Below are 15,405 nucleotides of genomic sequence, written 5' to 3' on the forward strand. Positions count from 1 at the left end.
GGCACGCTCTCGTTCTCCTTATAACTTTTTCAGTTTTGCAAACGAAGCAAACATTTTCTTCGTACCAGCCTGGTCAAAGTTGACGGTAACTTCATAATCTCTTCCGCCGTCCACGATATCCGTGACAATGCCGACACCGAACTTGATATGGCGCACCGTATCCCCGATTTCGTAATCGAGTTTCGTCGCCTTCTGCGCACTGAAGGTTTTCGCCTGCTGCGGCTTCTCGCGAAATGCCTGCTTCATCGCCGCATAGACGCTGCCTCTCGTCGGAATGTCCATCTTCGGTTTCTGGTCTTCGATCTCCCCGCGCTCCCGCTCCAGGGAAATCAGCTCCCGCGGAATCTCTTTGACAAAACGGGACATCTTGTTGTACTGCACTTCGCCGCGGATCATTCTCTGGCGCGCACACGTCAACGTCAGATGCTGCATCGCACGCGTGATGCCCACGTAGCAGAGACGGCGCTCCTCCTCCAGCTCCGACGGATCATCCCCGGTGATCGTCATGTAGCTCGGGAAAATGCCATCCTCCATGCCGGCAAGGAATACGTTCGGGAACTCCAGTCCTTTTGCGGAATGCAGTGTCATCAACAGCACGTAATCGCTCTCCTCATCCACCGAGTCGATATCAGACACCAGCGCAACCTCCTGCAGAAAACCACCGAGAGATGGCTGTTCGGCGCTCTCCTCATAATCCGCAATCTTTGAAATCAGCTCGTCGATGTTCTCGATGCGGGCTGCCGCTTCTTCGGTTCCCTCCGCCTGCAGATCTGCTACATAGCCGGTCTCCTCGATGATTTCATTCAGCAGCTCTTTGACCGACAGATAATCTGCTTTCGCGCGGAGTACCTGTAAAAAGGACGTGAAGGATTTAATCTTATTTAAAGACCGCATCAGCCCCGGCACATACTCGGCCTCGAGAAGCGCATCGTAGAAACGGATGCCCTGCTCTGCCTCCCAGTCCTGCACTTTGTTGATCGTCGCCGCTCCGATACCGCGCCGCGGAACGTTGATGATACGCAGTACCGCAAGGTCATCCTCCGGGTTCTCGATCACACGCAGATACGCCAGCAGATCCTTGATCTCGCGTCTCGCATAGAAGTTAACACCGCCCACGATTTTATATGGAACATTTGCAAGCAGCAGTTTCTCCTCAAAAAGACGGGACTGTGCGTTGGTACGGTAGAGAATTGCATAATCACGGTACTTCTTTCCCTCCGTGCGGACGCCGCGCGTGATTTCTCCTGCCACGTACTCCGCCTCCTCAAAACCGCTCTGGAACTGCCGCAGATCGATCAGGTCACCCTCCGGATTCTCTGTCCACAGGCGTTTTGCTTTTCGTCCCTGGTTATTCGCAATCACTTCATTTGCCGCATTCAGAATATTCTGCGTGGAACGGTAATTCTGCTCCAGTTTAATGACCTTCGCATCCGGGAATACATGCTCAAAACTCAGAATATTTTCAATATTCGCCCCGCGGAATTTGTAGATCGACTGGTCATCATCGCCGACAACGCAGAGATTGCGGTATTTTGCCGCCAGAAGGCTCACAAAGCGGAACTGAACCGTGTTGGTATCCTGATACTCATCGACCATGATATAGCGGAACTGCTCCTGATAATAGTCGAGCACTTCCGGGAACTGCTGGAATAATTTTACTGTCTGTACCAGCAGATCATCGAAGTCCATCGCATTGTTTTTCTTTAACTCTGCCTGATACTCCGCATAAACTGCCGCATACTTCTGCAGCTTCCAGTCGATTCCCGCGTCAATCCGGTACTGGTCCGGCTCGATCATCTCATCCTTTGCGGACGAAATTGCCGCCATGATCGCACGGTCGCGGTACAGTTTCGGATCCATCTGGAGCCGTTTCATGATGTCCTTGATCAGCGATTTCTGGTCATCGGTATCGTAAATTGCAAAATTGTTGGCGTATCCCAGACGTTCAGCATGGCGGCGCAGAATCCGCACGCAGCTGGAATGGAAGGTGCTGACCCAGATCCGCTCCGATCCGTATCCCACGATTTTATCGACACGCTCACGCATTTCTCCGGCGGCCTTATTCGTAAAGGTGATCGCCATAATATTCCATGGATTGACGCCTTTGTCCCGGATCAGGGAGGCGATGCGGTGCGTCAGTACCCTCGTCTTTCCCGAACCGGCACCTGCAAGGATCAGAAGCGGCCCTTCGGTGTGCTCCACAGCTTCCATCTGCATCGGGTTTAATCCTGTTTCTGTCTGATTCATGTTCTTTCTCCTTCATCTGCTTCGAATCTTTTCACATGCATCTCAGTATATAACAAATCCGCCCCGGTTACAAGTAAGAACGAACATACGTTGCATTTTTATCATGGAAACTTTTTTTCGCAAAGTCCTTGCTATCTGGTATTAAAAACTATATAATGGGAACCGTGAGGTGATAACAAATGACGATAGACTCAGATAAAATTCTTCATGATTTACTGAATTCACTGGATTCTCTCGAAGGCATCCGCCCGGGGGAAATCCCGAACATTGCTTTATATATGGACCAGGTCACGACCTTTATGGACGCACAGCTCGCTTCTTCGCGCCGCTTCGAGTCCGATAAGGTTCTGACAAAAACAATGATCAACAACTATGCAAAAAACAAGCTGCTCCCGCCGCCGGTCAAAAAGAAATATTCGCCGGAGCACATGATGCTTCTGGTTTTTATTTACTACTTTAAAAACATCCTCTCGATCACGGATATCCAGACACTGCTCGCCCCGATCACCGATCGGTATTTCGGCACGGAGAGCGGCTTTTCCATCAAAGATATCTACGACGAAATTTTCCAGATGGAAAAAGAAGAAATTGCATCCGTAAAAGAAGATCTTCTGAAAAAAGCGGATGTATCCAAGTCCATGTTCGGCAGCTCACCGGAGGAGGACCGGGAATTTCTCCAGCTCTTTTCGTTTATCTGTCTGCTGAGTTTCGATGTCTATCTGAAAAAACAGATGATCGAGCACATGGTGGATGAACTGGCATCCCTCGCGGCGCCTTCTGATCCGAAAAAGAAAAATTAAGAACAAACGTGTAAAATCAAAAAAGACGGCTGCGTTGGAATCGCACCGTCTTTTTTGATTTTACACATTTTCTTTCTTTTCCATCCGTTCAAACACCATCTCATATCCGTCGTTTCCATAGCTTAAGGAACGGTTCACGCGGCTGATCGTCGCCGTGGATGCTCCCGTCTTTTCGGAAATTTCCAGATACGTTCTCTTCTCCCGCAGCATTTTCGCCACTTCAAACCGCTGCGACAGCGAAAGCAGTTCATTGATGGTGCATACATCCTCAAAAAAAGTATAGCATTCTTCCTTATTCTTCAGACACAAAATTGCCTCAAAAAGCTGGTCTACTGCTTCTGAATGAAGTTTCTTGTTCATTTCAAGCCCTCCTGTACGAAAATTAAGTCCCCATCTCATTCTTATAACTTGGAATACTACCATTTTAGCACAGTAAAGTGTGAAATACAAGTCCTTTTATCCCTGCATCAGCAAAGCCTGTACCATCGACTCCCGCTGTCTGCGGTAATCGCTCGGCGAACAGGCCTTTACCGTCTTGAAGGTACGGTTGAAGGCACTTAAAGAAGAGAATCCGGAATTCATCGCCACATCCGTGATACTCATCTTTTTGTCGTACAGAAGCTCCTCTGCGCGTTTGACGCGTTTAGAATTGAGGTACTCATAGAATGTCATGTTCATGTACTGCTTGAAAATTCTGGTAAAGTGGAACTTGGAAAATCCGCTGACCGCAGCTACTTCCTCGAGAGAAAGATTCTCCATATAATGGACATTGATATAACGGCAGACGCTTAAAACAGCCTCTATATATTCCTGCTGTTTCATTGCCCCGAACGTATTCTGCGCGTTGGCATCCGAAAAGCCCTTGCGGCCAAACTCTGAAAAAAGCTCTTTGAGGCCGGTGCAGATTCTGTGCGTCATCACTGCGCCCTCATTATCGTATTCCCGCACCAGTTCCAGAATCTGGCTGCGTAGAAACAGATAGAAGGGATCTTCCTCATCCTCTTTTTTGAAGTAGATGGCCGGAAGCCGCAGGAAAATCGTTTCCATTTCTTCCTGATTCTCCACACAGCCCGGTTCCACCAGCATGACAATCCGTTCTCCCTGGGATACGAATCTCATTCCGTGTACAACGCCGGAATTGATCATAATGATGTCGCCCTCTTTGAGATTATAGCTGTCTTTTCCGACAACAACCTCATATTCGCCTCTGGTCGGCATGATAATTTCAATTGCGGTATGCCAGTGCTCCGGATAGCCTTCTGTCACGGTGTTGTGAAAGATTTCAAACGCCGGCGGGTTTGCTGCATTCCGGTCAAATGTTTTCCCATGTTCCACTTTCTTCATCTTATTTCTTACCTCTTTTTATTGCAGCAGCTCTGTAAACAGATCTTTTACGGTCGGATAAATCTTTGCAAATTTCTGATACTGGCGCTCATATTTCTCAACCAGTTCCGGTTCCGGCTCGATGGTCTCTGTCACACGAACAATTTTTTCTGCCGCCTCTTCTACGGATGAAAAGACACCGCAGGCAACGGCTGCCAGCATGGCTCCGCCAAGTGCCGGGCCTTCCTCGGACTCAATACGGTCCACTTTGATGTTCAGCACGTTTGCGATCATGCGTCTCCACAGCGGGCTCTTTGCACCGCCTCCGCAGATTTTCGTTCTCTCGATCTGGATACCGAGGGATTTTGCTATCTCAAAGGAATCGCGGATCGCAAAGGCAACGCCCTCGAGAACAGCCTGGGTCATATCCTCTCTTGTGGTGTCCATGGTCAGGCCGATGAAGGTTCCTCTTGCATCCGGGTTGTTGTGCGGGGAACGCTCGCCCATCAGATACGGCAGGAAGAATACATTATTCTCGCCAAGTTTTGTGATGTTCTCCTGCTCTTTTGTATATTCTTTTGTGCGGATGATTTCATCCATCCACCATTTGTTGCAGGAAGCTGCACTCAGCATGCATCCCATCAGGTGATAGTGGCCGTCTGCGTGTGCGAATGCGTGCAGGGCATTGTGGCTGTCTACGCCGAATTTGTTGCTGGAAATGAATACGGTTCCGCTTGTACCAAGGGAAACGTTGCACATGCCGTCGCCTACGGTTCCGGTTCCGACTGCGGCTGCTGCGTTGTCTCCGGCTCCTGCTACAACTTTACAGGTCTCCGGCAGTCCAAGTTCTGCTGCTACTTCCGGTTTTAAGGTTCCGACAGCGTCAAAGCTCTCATGGAGCTCCGGCAGCATCTCCAGGGAAATACCGCAGATTTCTGCCATCTCTTTGGACCAGCATTTGTTCTTGACATCCATCAGAAGCATGCCCGATGCATCGGAGTAGTCGCTTACGAATGCGCCGGAGAGACGGTATGCCAGGTAATCTTTTGGAAGCATGATTTTGCAGATTTTTGCGAAGTTATCCGGCTCATTTTCTTTCACCCAGAGAATCTTCGGTGCGGTAAAGCCTGCAAATGCAATGTTTGCGGTGTACTCGGAGAGTTTTTCTTTTCCGATTACGGTGTTCAGATAATCGGTCTGTTTTGCGGTACGGCCGTCGTTCCAGAGGATCGCCGGGCGGATGACGTTATCGTTCTCATCCAGGATGACAAGGCCATGCATCTGGCCGCCGAAGCTGATGCCGGCTACCTGGGATTTGTCTACGTCTTTTACCAGCTCGCGGATTCCCTCTTTGCTCTGCTCCCACCAGTCTTCCGGTTTCTGCTCAGACCAGCCTGGATGCGGGAAATACAGCGGATACTCTCTCGATACAATATTTACAATTTTGCCTTCCTCGTCCATCAGAAGCAGTTTGACAGCGGAAGTACCAAGGTCAACACCAATAAAATACATGTCGAATCTCCTTTTTCTACTCTTTTTCAAAAAGGGCGGCAGCAGACCTAGATCTCTGCTCCGCCCTTTTGCTTATGCGTTACTGCATATCTTTCTTATTTTTCAGTGATTCTTCCGGAACGGATTAGCCCCACGGATTCTCTGTCGGGTAACGAACACCCTTCGGCTGGTTGTAGCCGATCTCATCTACTTCAACACCGAGCATTTTGAATACTTCGAATAACGGTTTTCCGAAGTGTCCGAATGCTACTGCGCCGTGATGCGGATAGTTTTTCTCTACCAGTACGTGACGGTAGAATCTGCCCATCTCCGGAATAGCGAAGATACCGATGCTTCCGAAGGAACGTGTTGCTACAGGAAGAACCTCGCCCTCTGCGATGTATCCGCGCAGTTTTGCGTCAGATGTGCTCTGCAGACGATAGAAGGTGATGTCTCCAGGAACGATATCTCCCTCGAGGGTACCCTGTGTTACTTCTTCCGGAAGGGTTCTTGCCATGATCATCTGATATTTCATAGAGCAGAATGCCAGTTTGGTGGAAGCGGTATTTCCGCAGTGGAATCCCATGAAGGTATCTTTTAAGGTGTAATCAAATTTGCCTTTGATTTCGCTCTCATACATATCCTTCGGAACGGTGTTGTTGATGTCGAGGAGTGTTACGGTGTCTTTGGATACAACGGTTCCGATGAACTCGGACAGTGTTCCGTAGATATCTACCTCACAGGATACCGGGATGCCCATCTTGGTCAGACGGCTGTTGACATAGCAAGGAACGAATCCGAACTGTGTCTGGAATGCCGGCCAGCATTTTCCGGTCAGGGTTACGTATTTTCTGGAGCCTTTGTGTGCTTCGATCCAGTCTAACAGGGTGATCTCGTACTGAGCCAGTTTCGGCAGGATTTCCGGTTTCAGGTTTCCTTCGCCGAGCTCTTTTGCCATATCTTCTACGACTGCCGGGATTCTCTCGTCGCCTGCGTGTTTGTTGAATGCTTCAAACAGGTCAAGCTCGGAGTTCTCTTCGATTTCTACGCCAAGGTTGTACAGCTGTTTGATCGGTGCGTTACATGCCAGGAAGTTGGTCGGACGCGGTCCGAAGCTGATGATTTTCAGGTTCTTAACAGCTACAACTGCAGTTGCAACCGGTACGAAATCTTTGATCATGGCTGCTACGTCTTCTGCATCGCCAACCGGGTACTCCGGAATGTATGCGTGCAGGTTGCGCAGTTTCAGGTTGTAGCTTGCGTTCAGAACGCCGCAGTATGCATCGCCGCGTCCGCCTACAAGGTCGTCGCCGGTCTCTTCTGCTGCTGCTACTACCATGCAAGGTCCGTCGAAGTATTTTACAAGCAGGGTTTCCTCGGTCTCCGGTCCGAAGTTTCCAAGGTATACAACAAGTGCATCACACTCTGCTTTTTTCAGATCTTCGAGTGCGTTCATCATGTCGATTTCATTCTCGACGATGATTGGACATTCGTAGATTTCTCCGTCGTATGCTTTTACGACTGCTTTTCTTCTGTTCTCGGAAAGGCTGTTCGGGAAGCAGTCACGGCTTACTGCAACGATACCTAATTTGATTTCCGGTGTATTGTTGATCATTTTTGAAGATCCTCCTTTTTTGGGTTTTCTTGGTTTTTAGTTTCTTTTTATGTTCAGAACTGCTCTTTTGGGGCAGTGTTTCTGATTTCTGGTTTTGTCTCTGGTTTTATTTTACCGAGAGGTTTTCTCCTTTGATGCCTGCTACGCTTCCAGCGATGTTTGCATCCGGGTGGCTTAAGAGCCATTTGTTTCTGGCGAAGAGCAGGTCGTCTTCCGGGGTGTGTTTTTCTTCCAGGGTGATGTCGGTATTGGTTCCTTTTGGAAGGACTACGACGCATTTGAAGCCGCTGGCTGCCACGTTGCATGGTGCGTAGTGGAGGGTGGTTGCGTAGACTTCAATGGTGGTTCCGGCCGGGATTAAGAAGGCCTCCATTTTGGATGAGTCGTAGGTGTGGTCTTCGGTGATGTCCTGTTCTTTTCCGAGGATCAGGATCAGGTCGGTTACGGCGATGTTGATTTCGCTGTCGCGGTGGTATTCTACGGCGTTCAGTAAATGGTTGTGGCCGTTGCAGTAGCCGATCTGGATCGGCATGCCGCCGTAGAGGCTGTCGGATACGGACTGGGCGCTTTTGCAGGCTTCGAGGCTTTCAATGGAAGGCTCGTAGACTACGTCGTCGGGACATGGGGTCTCGGACATGGCGGTGATGATGTCGCTGACGTCGAGGTCTTTGATGACTTTGCCGTACTGGCGGAATGCTTCGTCTGTTACTTTCAGAATCTGCATTGTGTTGGTGCTCCTTTCGTACAATTAGTTTAATGATTGAACTAATTGTAATATAGCACTTGTATGTACTTCTTGTCAACATGTATTTGGATGAAAAAACGGGTAGGTTGACAAATAAGGGGGAGGTTGGTATACTTTAATACGTTAAAATAATAAGACGCTAGGGGAGCCTTTGGCTGAGAACGTGGGGCAGGGATAAGCTCACGGACCCTCACTACCTGAACGGGATAATTCCTGCGTAGGGAAGCTGGAACGTGGTTTCGGAGGTGATTCGGGGCTGTGTTTTTATGTGAGCCCCTCCAAGCGGAATGCGAAGGAGGTTTTTTTATGAGTTTTTTTGTTACTGCTGACGGCGGACTGACGACGGCCGGTTATGTTGGATGCGTGGTGCTGATGGTGGCGCTGGTGGTGATTGCTTCGGTTCTTTCTGCTCAGAAGAGTAAGGGGACGGGAATGGATGCAAGGAAGCTGGCGTTTTGTGCGATGGGGATGGCGCTGGCGTTTGTGACTTCGTATGTGAAGGTGTTTGAGCTGCCGTACGGGGGATCGGTTACGTTGTTTTCGATGCTGTTTATTGTGCTGATTGCGAACTGGTATGGGGCGAAGACGGGTATTCTCGTTGGTTTTGCTTATGGACTGCTGCAGTTTATCCAGGGGCCGTATGTGCTGTCGCTGTTCCAGGTGTGCTGTGATTATGTGTTTGCGTTTGCGGCGCTGGGTGTGGCCGGATTCTTTGGAAAGAAGAAAAACGGGCTGCTGATCGGGTATATTGTAGCTGTGCTGGCGAGGGGATTTTTCCATACGTTAGGCGGGTATCTGTACTGGATGGATTATATGCCGGAGAATTTCCCGCAGTCTTTAAAGGCGCTGTATCCGATTATTTACAACTACAGCTATCTGCTGGCTGAAGGTGTGCTGACGGTGATTCTGATCTCGCTGCCGCCGGTGAAGAAAGCACTGCAGACGGTTGCAAGAACAGCACATGGTGCAAATTAAATAGAATTACGTGAAAAAATCCGGGAACGCATGATTTTGCGTTTCCGGATTTTTTACGTGGATATCAAAATTTACTGAGCACTCTCCTCTGCGGCTGTGTCGGCGGCGGAGCTCATGGGGGTGATGACGATGTTTTCTACGCCGATTCCGGTTTTGCGGGTTACGATGTCTTCGATCTGGGCACGCTGTTCCTCGGTTACTTCTTTCATCGGAACGACGATGTCGGCGGTTTCGCCGGTCAGGTTTACAACGACGTCGGTGAAGCCTTTGGCTTCGAGGAGGAGTTCAGTTGCTGACTCTTTTTCTACGAGTTCCGTCATTTCCACCATGCTCTGGACAGCGCTCTGGCGCTCGGTTTCGGAGAGGTTGGTGTTGTTGATGATTTCATTTAAGGTGTCTTTGTTCTGGGAACGGATCTGTTCGCGGTCGATTCTGGCCTGGGCCATGTATGTAGATGCCCCGGCAAGGACTGCCTCTCCCGGCGTTTCGGTGACGGTCCGCGACGAGTCCCCTGCTGTGCCGGCATCCACCTCGTCGGTGATGTCGGTGTCCAGGCTGGAGATGTCTTTTAAAACGGTGCTGGCATCCGCCGTGGTTCCGTCTGCCTTCTCCTTCGTGGACAGGGTACTGTCAGCATAGTTGATGTATCCGGCGACGGCAATCATGATCGCAAGGGCGGTGATGATGACCTGATTTTTCCGGAATTTTTTCTTTTTCCCGGCCGTCTTTTTCGGCGATGGTGTCTCTGCCATTTTCTCAGGTGCATTCATTTCCTGTTCTAATTTTTCCACGCATTTGACTCCTTTACTTCATTTTGACTACTTTAATCTTATTTGCGCCCACCTGAAATAATGCCATCACGGCCTCCTGAATCTCCTGTATCGTCACCGGGTTTCCCCCGCCTTCTGCGATAACGAGCACGCCGCGCACCGCCGGGTACTCCTCGGAAACCACATACGGTGTCTCGGCTCCGTTCTGTGTCTTTTCATAGACAGTTGCCTCATCCTGCGACGAGGATGTAACGCTTCCGGTCTCCTCTCCCTTCTTGTTTTCCTCCGTTGTGCTCCGCGTTGGGACATCTTTTTCCACAATCTTTTTTCCTGTGGATTCCAGCGTCACCACGACGTGCACTGCGCCCACACCGTCCATCTGGGAAAGTGCGTCACAAAGGCGCTGTTCCATCTCCTCCTGCACCGAAAGTCCCGCATCCCCCGCCGGACGCGCAGCCGTCTCCTGCGGCTGTTCTGTCTCCTCACTGGTCTTTTTTGTTCCCGTCGGCAGCAGCAGGACAACGCCGATTGCCGCCAGCAGGAAGTACAGCATCCACTGCTCCTTTTTCTGTTTCCGGAAAAACGCCGCTGCCTTTTCCCTCATAGGCCTATTCCGAAATCTCTACCATAATATGCGCTGGATCAGTTCCGTAGACCTCACTTAAAACACTTTTGATCTCTGTCAGCTTTTCATCGAGCATTTCCCGCTGTTTTTTCTGTTCTTCGCGGTAAATGCTCGTCTGCCGCATCGGCGCTTCAATGCGGATCTCTTTTGCCTCACCGGTGTTTCCCGGCTCCAGCGTTACCGAAACGGCTGCCCCCGGAATGCCGCTCTCTGACAGATACATCCGGATCTGGCGCTCCGTCTCTTTTTCCCAGGCGCCCACGTAATACTGTTTTTCAAAGCTTTCTGCACGAATCTGTACATTTTCCATTGCTGCTGCCTCCTCTTCCAGCGTCAGACGGTCGAGCGTCTGCGCCATTTTCTGCTCCAAACCTCCCGCTTTTAGCACGGGCTGGAAAAAAATCAGTACCATCACAATTCCAAGAAAAAACTGAACCGGCTTCTTGTCCTCCTTCTCCGGGATCAGGTTCAGCACAGTTGTCATAAAAATCAGAAAAATTGAAATATTCTTAAGCCACTGCAGAATCTCTTCTACCATGCCGCCTCCCGCCGCTGCCTGCCCAACTACACGCTAGAGCGTGTCTGAAAAACCATTTCCGCAAGCTGCAAGCCCCACTTTGCGGTATATTTTACCCTCATTCGGTTGCCGTAGCCCGCTACGCCGCCCTCATTCGGATAAAATCTCCCACAAACTGGGACTCGCAGCTTGCGAAAAGCCTTTTTCAGACAAGCTCTAGGAAAAAGTTCCCGCCAGGATTGCAATCGTCAGCAGAAACAGGACTTCTACGGTCAGAAGGAGACGCAGAAGCATCGCATATCCTTTTCCTGCCGCCGCAAGACATCCCGCGATCCGCTTGTCCGAGACGGGCTGCGCCGCCGCGGCGAGAAGGCGGAAGGAAAGACCCGAAACGAGAAGCTGAACGGCGGGGACCATGCCTGCTGCGAGCAGTACCAGCATTGCCGTCACGCCAAAGCAGTTGCGGATCAGCACCGCGGAGCCTGCCACCAACTCGGTTACAGCATTCACCGCATTTCCGATGCCGGGAATCATTCCGGCAGTCCGCCAGAGTGCCATCTGCCGCAGGGAATCGAGCGCCGGTGCGATCAGATTCCGGATCATCTGCATTCCCACAAGTACGCCGAGCGACGATTTTAAAAGGCCGTTCACGCAGGTTTCCAGCAGCTCTGTCATATGGGACAAAATCTCCTCGCCGGAAAGATCGTTTACAAGGGCGATGAGCAGATAGATATGGATCATCGGGAGAACGAGGGCGAGCAGAAGCTTTTCGACAGCCAGAATCACCAGAAGGAGCATCTGATAAAACATCACGGCTGATGATGCACCACCGGCGGCCGCGGCCGCCAGATAGTAGGATGGCGTCAGGATCCGCATAAAAGCGACCAGCGATGTGATGACAGCTTTCAGGTTTTCCCCGCTCGACTGGAAATTTTTCAGAATCAGTGCAAGCGCAAGCAGATAGACCATATAAAAACTGGCGTCCCTGACCTGTTTTCCTTCAAAGAGAGAGGAAAAACTGCCGAGCACCGCGCCTGCCAGAACGAGGAGAAACAGCTCCTTCATCAGCCCCTTCTGCGCAAGGAATGCTGTTTTGGCACAGGAAAGAACGGCATTTCCGGCACGGAAGGTGCGGAAGGGATCGCCATCCTGCAAAAGAGAACGCACCGTACCGGCAAAAGAAAACTGCTGGCTGGACAGCAGGCTGTCCACTTCCTGCTGGATTGCATCGAAGTCGAGTTCTGCAAGAAGTTCGTCCTGCGCTGCTGCTGCCTGATCCGTTTCGGTATCCCCCGCTTCTTTCTCCTGCTGTCCTTTCTTTTCTCTGACCGCCGCACGCTCCGTCTCCTGATCTGTTCCTACGGTGTCCAAACGTGATTCTTCTTCCAGGCTCTCCGGCACGTTTTGTACCGCTGCTTCGATTTTCTGCGTTCTTCCCGTTCCGAAAATGAGACACAGAAAAAGCAGCGCCATGCCCCATCCGGCTTTTTTACAGAAAATCATGAACCGTTTCCAGCAGAGCGAGCAGCACTGGCATACTGACGGCAAGGACCGCCAGGCGGGCGAACAGTTCAATCTGCCCTGCAATGGAAGAATAGCCCGCATCCTTACAGATCCCGGCGGAAAACTGCCCCACATACGTGATCCCAAGCATTTTCAGCAGCGTATTCAGATACGATGAGTCCACCGGGAGATACGATTTCATTTGTGCGAGCATGCCGAGCAGATACTGCATTTTTCCGACGGTCCCGGCAAGAATGCAGAGGCCGGCACCGACCGTCACAAGAAGGGCAAATTCCGGCTTTGCTCCCTTTACTGTGATTCCAAGCAGCACGCCCGCCGTACCAAGCGCAGCGATCCGAAGTATATCCATATGATCCCCTCCGTTTTTTCTCCCTGCTCTTAAATTGTAAACAGTTGTTTGATGTCCTCAAACAGCGCGGAAATATAGGGAAGAATCCAGAACAGCACCAGCACAAGACCGGCAAGGCTTGCAAGAAATGCCTGTTCTTCCCGGCCGCTGTGTTTTAATACCTGGCACAGGACCGATACCAGAATCCCGACTGCCCCGATTTTAAATAGAATCCCGACCTCCACGCCTGCTCCTCCGTTTTCAGACACGCCCTAAACCAGAATCAAAAATAAAAAAAGGCCTCCCATGATTCCAAGACTCTGACAGAGCCTCTTCCTTTCCGGCAATCCTTTCTGCAGTTCCGCGATCCGCTGCACAAGGCGTGCCTCATACCGGTCCAGATTCGCCTTCTGCATGGCGCGGTCCCCGGTGCCAAGGCTGCATCCGGCCTCCTGCAGCTCTTCTTTTTCTTCTTTTGTAAGGCGTGTGTCCGCCAGGTGGACTGCCGTATTCTCTTCCAGAATCGCCGGCAGTGTCTTTCCGTCCGGGCGGCGCATATCCTCGGAAATATCCTGTAAAAAATCCCGGTACGGATCCCGCATCCGCCTTCCCGTCTCCCAGAACGCATCCGGCAGCGGGGAAGCCGCCGTCACAATCTCTCCACGCAGATACTGGATAATTTTCTGCAGTGTTTCCAGATCTTTCACATGGGCCGACAGCGCCGCACTCTTTGCAAAGCCGATCCCGACGCAGGCAAGAGAAGCCGCCAGTAAAACTGCAAGCCGCATCACAGAAACGCCTCCCTTCGGTACAGTGTCGTTCCTCTTCCGTCAAAAATAGCCTGTACGCTTCCGGCGTGGGGTTTCGCATCCAGCACGATGTACCGCTCGAAAACGTGGGATTCCACGAGGCGGTTCAGGAGAGGCTTCTGCTTCATATCCTCCATGGAATTGCCATGCACGGTCGCGAGCAGCTTGCACCCGCAGTTAACGACGGACTCGATCGCACGGATGTCCTCGCCCGTTCCGATCTCATCGACTGCCACCACATCGGGCGACATGGCGCGGATCAGCATCATCATGCCCTCCGCCTTCGGACAGCAGTCGAGCACATCGGTGCGGATGCCGACATCATTCTGCGCAACGCCGAGATAGCAGCCTGCGATCTCGCTCCGTTCATCGACCACACCGACGGTCAGCCCCGGATACGGCGACTCCCCGTCCGAAATCTGGCGGATGATATCGCGCAGCATCGTCGTTTTGCCGCAGCCGGGTGCGGAGACAATCAGGGTGTGCAGGAAACGGCCGTCTTCCCAAAGGTACGGCATCACTCGGTCCGCGCAGCCCTTTTTCTCATGAGCAACCCGCACGTTGATGCAGGATATATGGCTGATGCCTTTCACCTTTTCCCCTTCGATTACCGTCTTTCCGGCAATGCCGATCCGGTGGCCGCCCTCCACGGTCAGAAAACCCTGCCGCAGTTCATCCTCGTAGGCGTAGAGGGAAAAACTTCCTATGTAATCCATCGTATCGCGGATATCCGTCGGTGAGACGGGATAACCTTTCTCCCACTCCCCGGTCAGTGCTCCGTCCGGGGTCAGAAAGTACTCCTGATCCTTTGCGACCACCAGAAGCGGCGCGCCGGTCCGCAGACGGATTTCCTGCAGGTCATCGGCCAGCAGATCTGTGTTTTTCAGAATTTTCCGTATATTCGCAGAAAACAGGCGCAAAAGTTCCCTTTGCTCCTGTTTTTTCTCTGGCGTAACAATATCCTTTTGTCTTCCTGTCCTTTTCATCTTCACCACCTCTTATCGTTATATATATGAGATGGCGGGACAGGTTATGCACGGTTTTTATGGTTCTATTCTTTTCATGCAGATTTTCACGGGCTCCGCTGCCCAGACGGCGCCTTCATATCCTTTCTCCGGACTGAAATGCGTGCAGAGGCCCTCTTTCTTTTCCGTTCCAAGAGAACCCGAAAGACCGGTTCCCCTCCACTTGCCGTAGCTCTCCTCCTCGGTCCAGATCCGGAAAAACAGCGTTTCAGCATTCTCCACTGCGGCAAGGCGTTTCTGGTCTTCGGCGGAAAAATACCGTTCTGCCATGCGCTCCCAGGCAGCGCGGCGGTGCTGCTGCAGATCCATGCCGATCGGAATGGAAGCAAAAGCGCAGGCAGCGTATTCCCCCGAATGAGAAATATTAAAACAGATCTGCGGATGCCCCGGCAGGTACGGTTTTCCGTGCGCATTCCGTTCGATCGTTATCTTTTCTCCATCCAGCCCATACTGTTCCTTCATTCCCATCCGGAACAGCTCCCATCCGCACTGCGAGAGTTCCCGTTCCAGCTCTTTTTTTTCGCCCTCCGGCTGCGTAATTTTTTTCAGATAAACTACCGTCTCCTGCATTCTGCTTCTCCCTCTTCATAGAAAAAGAGACCGCGAAGCCT

17 protein-coding genes, 2 pseudogenes and 1 riboswitch are annotated in these 15,405 nt (G+C 51.3%); of the genes and pseudogenes, 3 read left to right on the forward strand and 16 right to left on the reverse strand.

Annotated elements, in window-relative coordinates:
* Nucleotides 1–18: 18 nt before the first annotated feature.
* Nucleotides 19–2,247 (reverse strand): DNA helicase PcrA, encoded by a 2,229-nt coding sequence (gene pcrA / locus DXD02_RS12595; protein ID WP_117805008.1) that lies wholly within the window; start codon nucleotides 2,245–2,247, stop codon nucleotides 19–21.
* A 179-nt stretch (nucleotides 2,248–2,426) separates the two neighbouring features.
* On the opposite strand from pcrA, the gene DXD02_RS12600 reads away from it, so the two are divergent.
* Nucleotides 2,427–3,047 (forward strand): DUF1836 domain-containing protein, encoded by a 621-nt coding sequence (locus tag DXD02_RS12600; protein WP_055228509.1) that lies wholly within the window; start codon nucleotides 2,427–2,429, stop codon nucleotides 3,045–3,047.
* A gap of 60 nt (nucleotides 3,048–3,107) precedes the next feature.
* Here the strand turns inward: DXD02_RS12600 and DXD02_RS12605 are convergent, their stop codons facing one another.
* The 5 genes from DXD02_RS12605 to DXD02_RS12625 form a co-directional block, all read right to left on the reverse strand.
* Nucleotides 3,108–3,407, reverse strand: a complete 300-nt coding sequence (locus DXD02_RS12605; RefSeq protein ID WP_022463203.1) for a YerC/YecD family TrpR-related protein — start codon at nucleotides 3,405–3,407, stop codon at nucleotides 3,108–3,110.
* 96 nt (nucleotides 3,408–3,503) lie between these two features.
* Nucleotides 3,504–4,391: an AraC family transcriptional regulator gene (locus DXD02_RS12610; protein WP_118660436.1), complete on the reverse strand. Its 888-nt coding sequence runs from the start codon at nucleotides 4,389–4,391 to the stop codon at nucleotides 3,504–3,506.
* Between the two features lie 18 nt (nucleotides 4,392–4,409).
* Complete coding sequence (gene xylB, locus DXD02_RS12615) at nucleotides 4,410–5,882, reverse strand: xylulokinase (RefSeq protein WP_118666934.1); 1,473 nt, start codon at nucleotides 5,880–5,882, stop codon at nucleotides 4,410–4,412.
* A 124-nt stretch (nucleotides 5,883–6,006) separates the two neighbouring features.
* Nucleotides 6,007–7,473 (reverse strand): L-fucose/L-arabinose isomerase family protein, encoded by a 1,467-nt coding sequence (locus DXD02_RS12620; RefSeq protein ID WP_055221457.1) that lies wholly within the window; start codon nucleotides 7,471–7,473, stop codon nucleotides 6,007–6,009.
* Nucleotides 7,474–7,582: 109 nt separating this feature from the next.
* Complete coding sequence (locus DXD02_RS12625; protein WP_055221409.1) at nucleotides 7,583–8,200, reverse strand: DUF4867 family protein; 618 nt, start codon at nucleotides 8,198–8,200, stop codon at nucleotides 7,583–7,585.
* 152 nt (nucleotides 8,201–8,352) lie between these two features.
* Nucleotides 8,353–8,462: riboswitch (TPP riboswitch) on the forward strand.
* Nucleotides 8,463–8,527: 65 nt separating this feature from the next.
* Here DXD02_RS12625 and DXD02_RS12630 point away from each other — a divergent pair.
* Nucleotides 8,528–9,196 carry an energy-coupled thiamine transporter ThiT gene (locus DXD02_RS12630; RefSeq protein WP_055221407.1) on the forward strand — a complete coding sequence of 223 codons (669 nt, stop codon included), beginning with the start codon at nucleotides 8,528–8,530 and terminating at the stop codon, nucleotides 9,194–9,196.
* A gap of 71 nt (nucleotides 9,197–9,267) precedes the next feature.
* Here DXD02_RS12630 and DXD02_RS12635 read toward each other — a convergent pair whose 3' ends face one another.
* From DXD02_RS12635 to DXD02_RS12645, 3 genes are read right to left on the reverse strand one after another with little or no spacing between them, the layout of a single operon-like run.
* Nucleotides 9,268–9,987, reverse strand: a complete 720-nt coding sequence (locus DXD02_RS12635; RefSeq protein WP_238033485.1) for a SpoIIIAH-like family protein — start codon at nucleotides 9,985–9,987, stop codon at nucleotides 9,268–9,270.
* Between the two features lie 13 nt (nucleotides 9,988–10,000).
* On the reverse strand, nucleotides 10,001–10,570 hold the full coding sequence (locus tag DXD02_RS12640; protein WP_055228505.1) for a hypothetical protein: 570 nt from the start codon (nucleotides 10,568–10,570) through the stop codon (nucleotides 10,001–10,003).
* Between the two features lie 4 nt (nucleotides 10,571–10,574).
* Complete coding sequence (locus DXD02_RS12645) at nucleotides 10,575–11,129, reverse strand: stage III sporulation protein AF (protein WP_022463195.1); 555 nt, start codon at nucleotides 11,127–11,129, stop codon at nucleotides 10,575–10,577.
* 14 nt (nucleotides 11,130–11,143) lie between these two features.
* Here DXD02_RS12645 and DXD02_RS16280 point away from each other — a divergent pair.
* Nucleotides 11,144–11,272 (forward strand): annotated as a pseudogene (locus DXD02_RS16280) (DUF6783 domain-containing protein); the annotation flags it as partial.
* On the opposite strand, the pseudogene DXD02_RS16285 reads toward DXD02_RS16280, so the two are convergent.
* The 7 genes and pseudogenes from DXD02_RS16285 to DXD02_RS12675 form a co-directional block, all read right to left on the reverse strand.
* Nucleotides 11,222–11,353: pseudogene (locus tag DXD02_RS16285) on the reverse strand (DUF6783 domain-containing protein); the annotation flags it as partial. The pseudogenes DXD02_RS16280 and DXD02_RS16285 overlap by 51 nt on opposite strands.
* The gene (locus DXD02_RS12650; RefSeq protein ID WP_055228504.1) at nucleotides 11,325–12,611 is read right to left on the reverse strand and encodes a stage III sporulation protein AE; all 1,287 of its coding nucleotides are present in this window, start codon (nucleotides 12,609–12,611) and stop codon (nucleotides 11,325–11,327) included. The gene DXD02_RS12650 and the pseudogene DXD02_RS16285, both read right to left, overlap by 29 nt.
* Nucleotides 12,598–12,981: a SpoIIIAC/SpoIIIAD family protein gene (locus DXD02_RS12655; protein WP_055221401.1), complete on the reverse strand. Its 384-nt coding sequence runs from the start codon at nucleotides 12,979–12,981 to the stop codon at nucleotides 12,598–12,600. The genes DXD02_RS12650 and DXD02_RS12655 overlap by 14 nt, the downstream gene beginning before the upstream one ends.
* Before the next feature lie 29 nt (nucleotides 12,982–13,010).
* Entirely contained in the window at nucleotides 13,011–13,205 is a 195-nt protein-coding gene (spoIIIAC, locus tag DXD02_RS12660) for a stage III sporulation protein AC (RefSeq protein WP_022463192.1), read from the reverse strand.
* Nucleotides 13,206–13,232: 27 nt separating this feature from the next.
* Entirely contained in the window at nucleotides 13,233–13,748 is a 516-nt protein-coding gene (locus DXD02_RS12665; RefSeq protein WP_055221399.1) for a stage III sporulation protein AB, read from the reverse strand.
* On the reverse strand, nucleotides 13,748–14,755 hold the full coding sequence (gene spoIIIAA, locus DXD02_RS12670; RefSeq protein WP_055228503.1) for a stage III sporulation protein AA: 1,008 nt from the start codon (nucleotides 14,753–14,755) through the stop codon (nucleotides 13,748–13,750). Before spoIIIAA ends, DXD02_RS12665 begins: the two co-directional genes overlap by 1 nt.
* A gap of 57 nt (nucleotides 14,756–14,812) precedes the next feature.
* Nucleotides 14,813–15,364, reverse strand: a complete 552-nt coding sequence (locus DXD02_RS12675) for a 4'-phosphopantetheinyl transferase family protein (RefSeq protein WP_117802514.1) — start codon at nucleotides 15,362–15,364, stop codon at nucleotides 14,813–14,815.
* Between the last annotated feature and the right edge of the window lie 41 nt (nucleotides 15,365–15,405).

The organism is Blautia sp. TF10-30 (assembly GCF_003481245.1).
GTDB classification, from domain to species: Bacteria; Bacillota; Clostridia; order Lachnospirales; family Lachnospiraceae; genus Fusicatenibacter; species Fusicatenibacter saccharivorans.

What these genes read in the sequence shown, in the direction of transcription:
- pcrA (WP_117805008.1), bottom strand. Translation starts at nt 2,247, where the DNA reads ATGAATCAGACAGAAACAGGATTAAACCCGATGCAGATGGAAGCTGTG.
- DXD02_RS12600 (WP_055228509.1), top strand. Translation starts at nt 2,427, where the DNA reads ATGACGATAGACTCAGATAAAATTCTTCATGATTTACTGAATTCACTG.
- DXD02_RS12605 (WP_022463203.1), bottom strand. Translation starts at nt 3,407, where the DNA reads ATGAACAAGAAACTTCATTCAGAAGCAGTAGACCAGCTTTTTGAGGCA.
- DXD02_RS12610 (WP_118660436.1), bottom strand. Translation starts at nt 4,391, where the DNA reads ATGAAGAAAGTGGAACATGGGAAAACATTTGACCGGAATGCAGCAAAC.
- xylB (WP_118666934.1), bottom strand. Translation starts at nt 5,882, where the DNA reads ATGTATTTTATTGGTGTTGACCTTGGTACTTCCGCTGTCAAACTGCTT.
- DXD02_RS12625 (WP_055221409.1), bottom strand. Translation starts at nt 8,200, where the DNA reads ATGCAGATTCTGAAAGTAACAGACGAAGCATTCCGCCAGTACGGCAAA.
- DXD02_RS12630 (WP_055221407.1), top strand. Translation starts at nt 8,528, where the DNA reads ATGAGTTTTTTTGTTACTGCTGACGGCGGACTGACGACGGCCGGTTAT.
- DXD02_RS12640 (WP_055228505.1), bottom strand. Translation starts at nt 10,570, where the DNA reads ATGAGGGAAAAGGCAGCGGCGTTTTTCCGGAAACAGAAAAAGGAGCAG.
- DXD02_RS12645 (WP_022463195.1), bottom strand. Translation starts at nt 11,129, where the DNA reads ATGGTAGAAGAGATTCTGCAGTGGCTTAAGAATATTTCAATTTTTCTG.
- DXD02_RS12650 (WP_055228504.1), bottom strand. Translation starts at nt 12,611, where the DNA reads ATGATTTTCTGTAAAAAAGCCGGATGGGGCATGGCGCTGCTTTTTCTG.
- DXD02_RS12655 (WP_055221401.1), bottom strand. Translation starts at nt 12,981, where the DNA reads ATGGATATACTTCGGATCGCTGCGCTTGGTACGGCGGGCGTGCTGCTT.
- DXD02_RS12665 (WP_055221399.1), bottom strand. Translation starts at nt 13,748, where the DNA reads ATGCGGCTTGCAGTTTTACTGGCGGCTTCTCTTGCCTGCGTCGGGATC.
- spoIIIAA (WP_055228503.1), bottom strand. Translation starts at nt 14,755, where the DNA reads ATGAAAAGGACAGGAAGACAAAAGGATATTGTTACGCCAGAGAAAAAA.
- DXD02_RS12675 (WP_117802514.1), bottom strand. Translation starts at nt 15,364, where the DNA reads ATGCAGGAGACGGTAGTTTATCTGAAAAAAATTACGCAGCCGGAGGGC.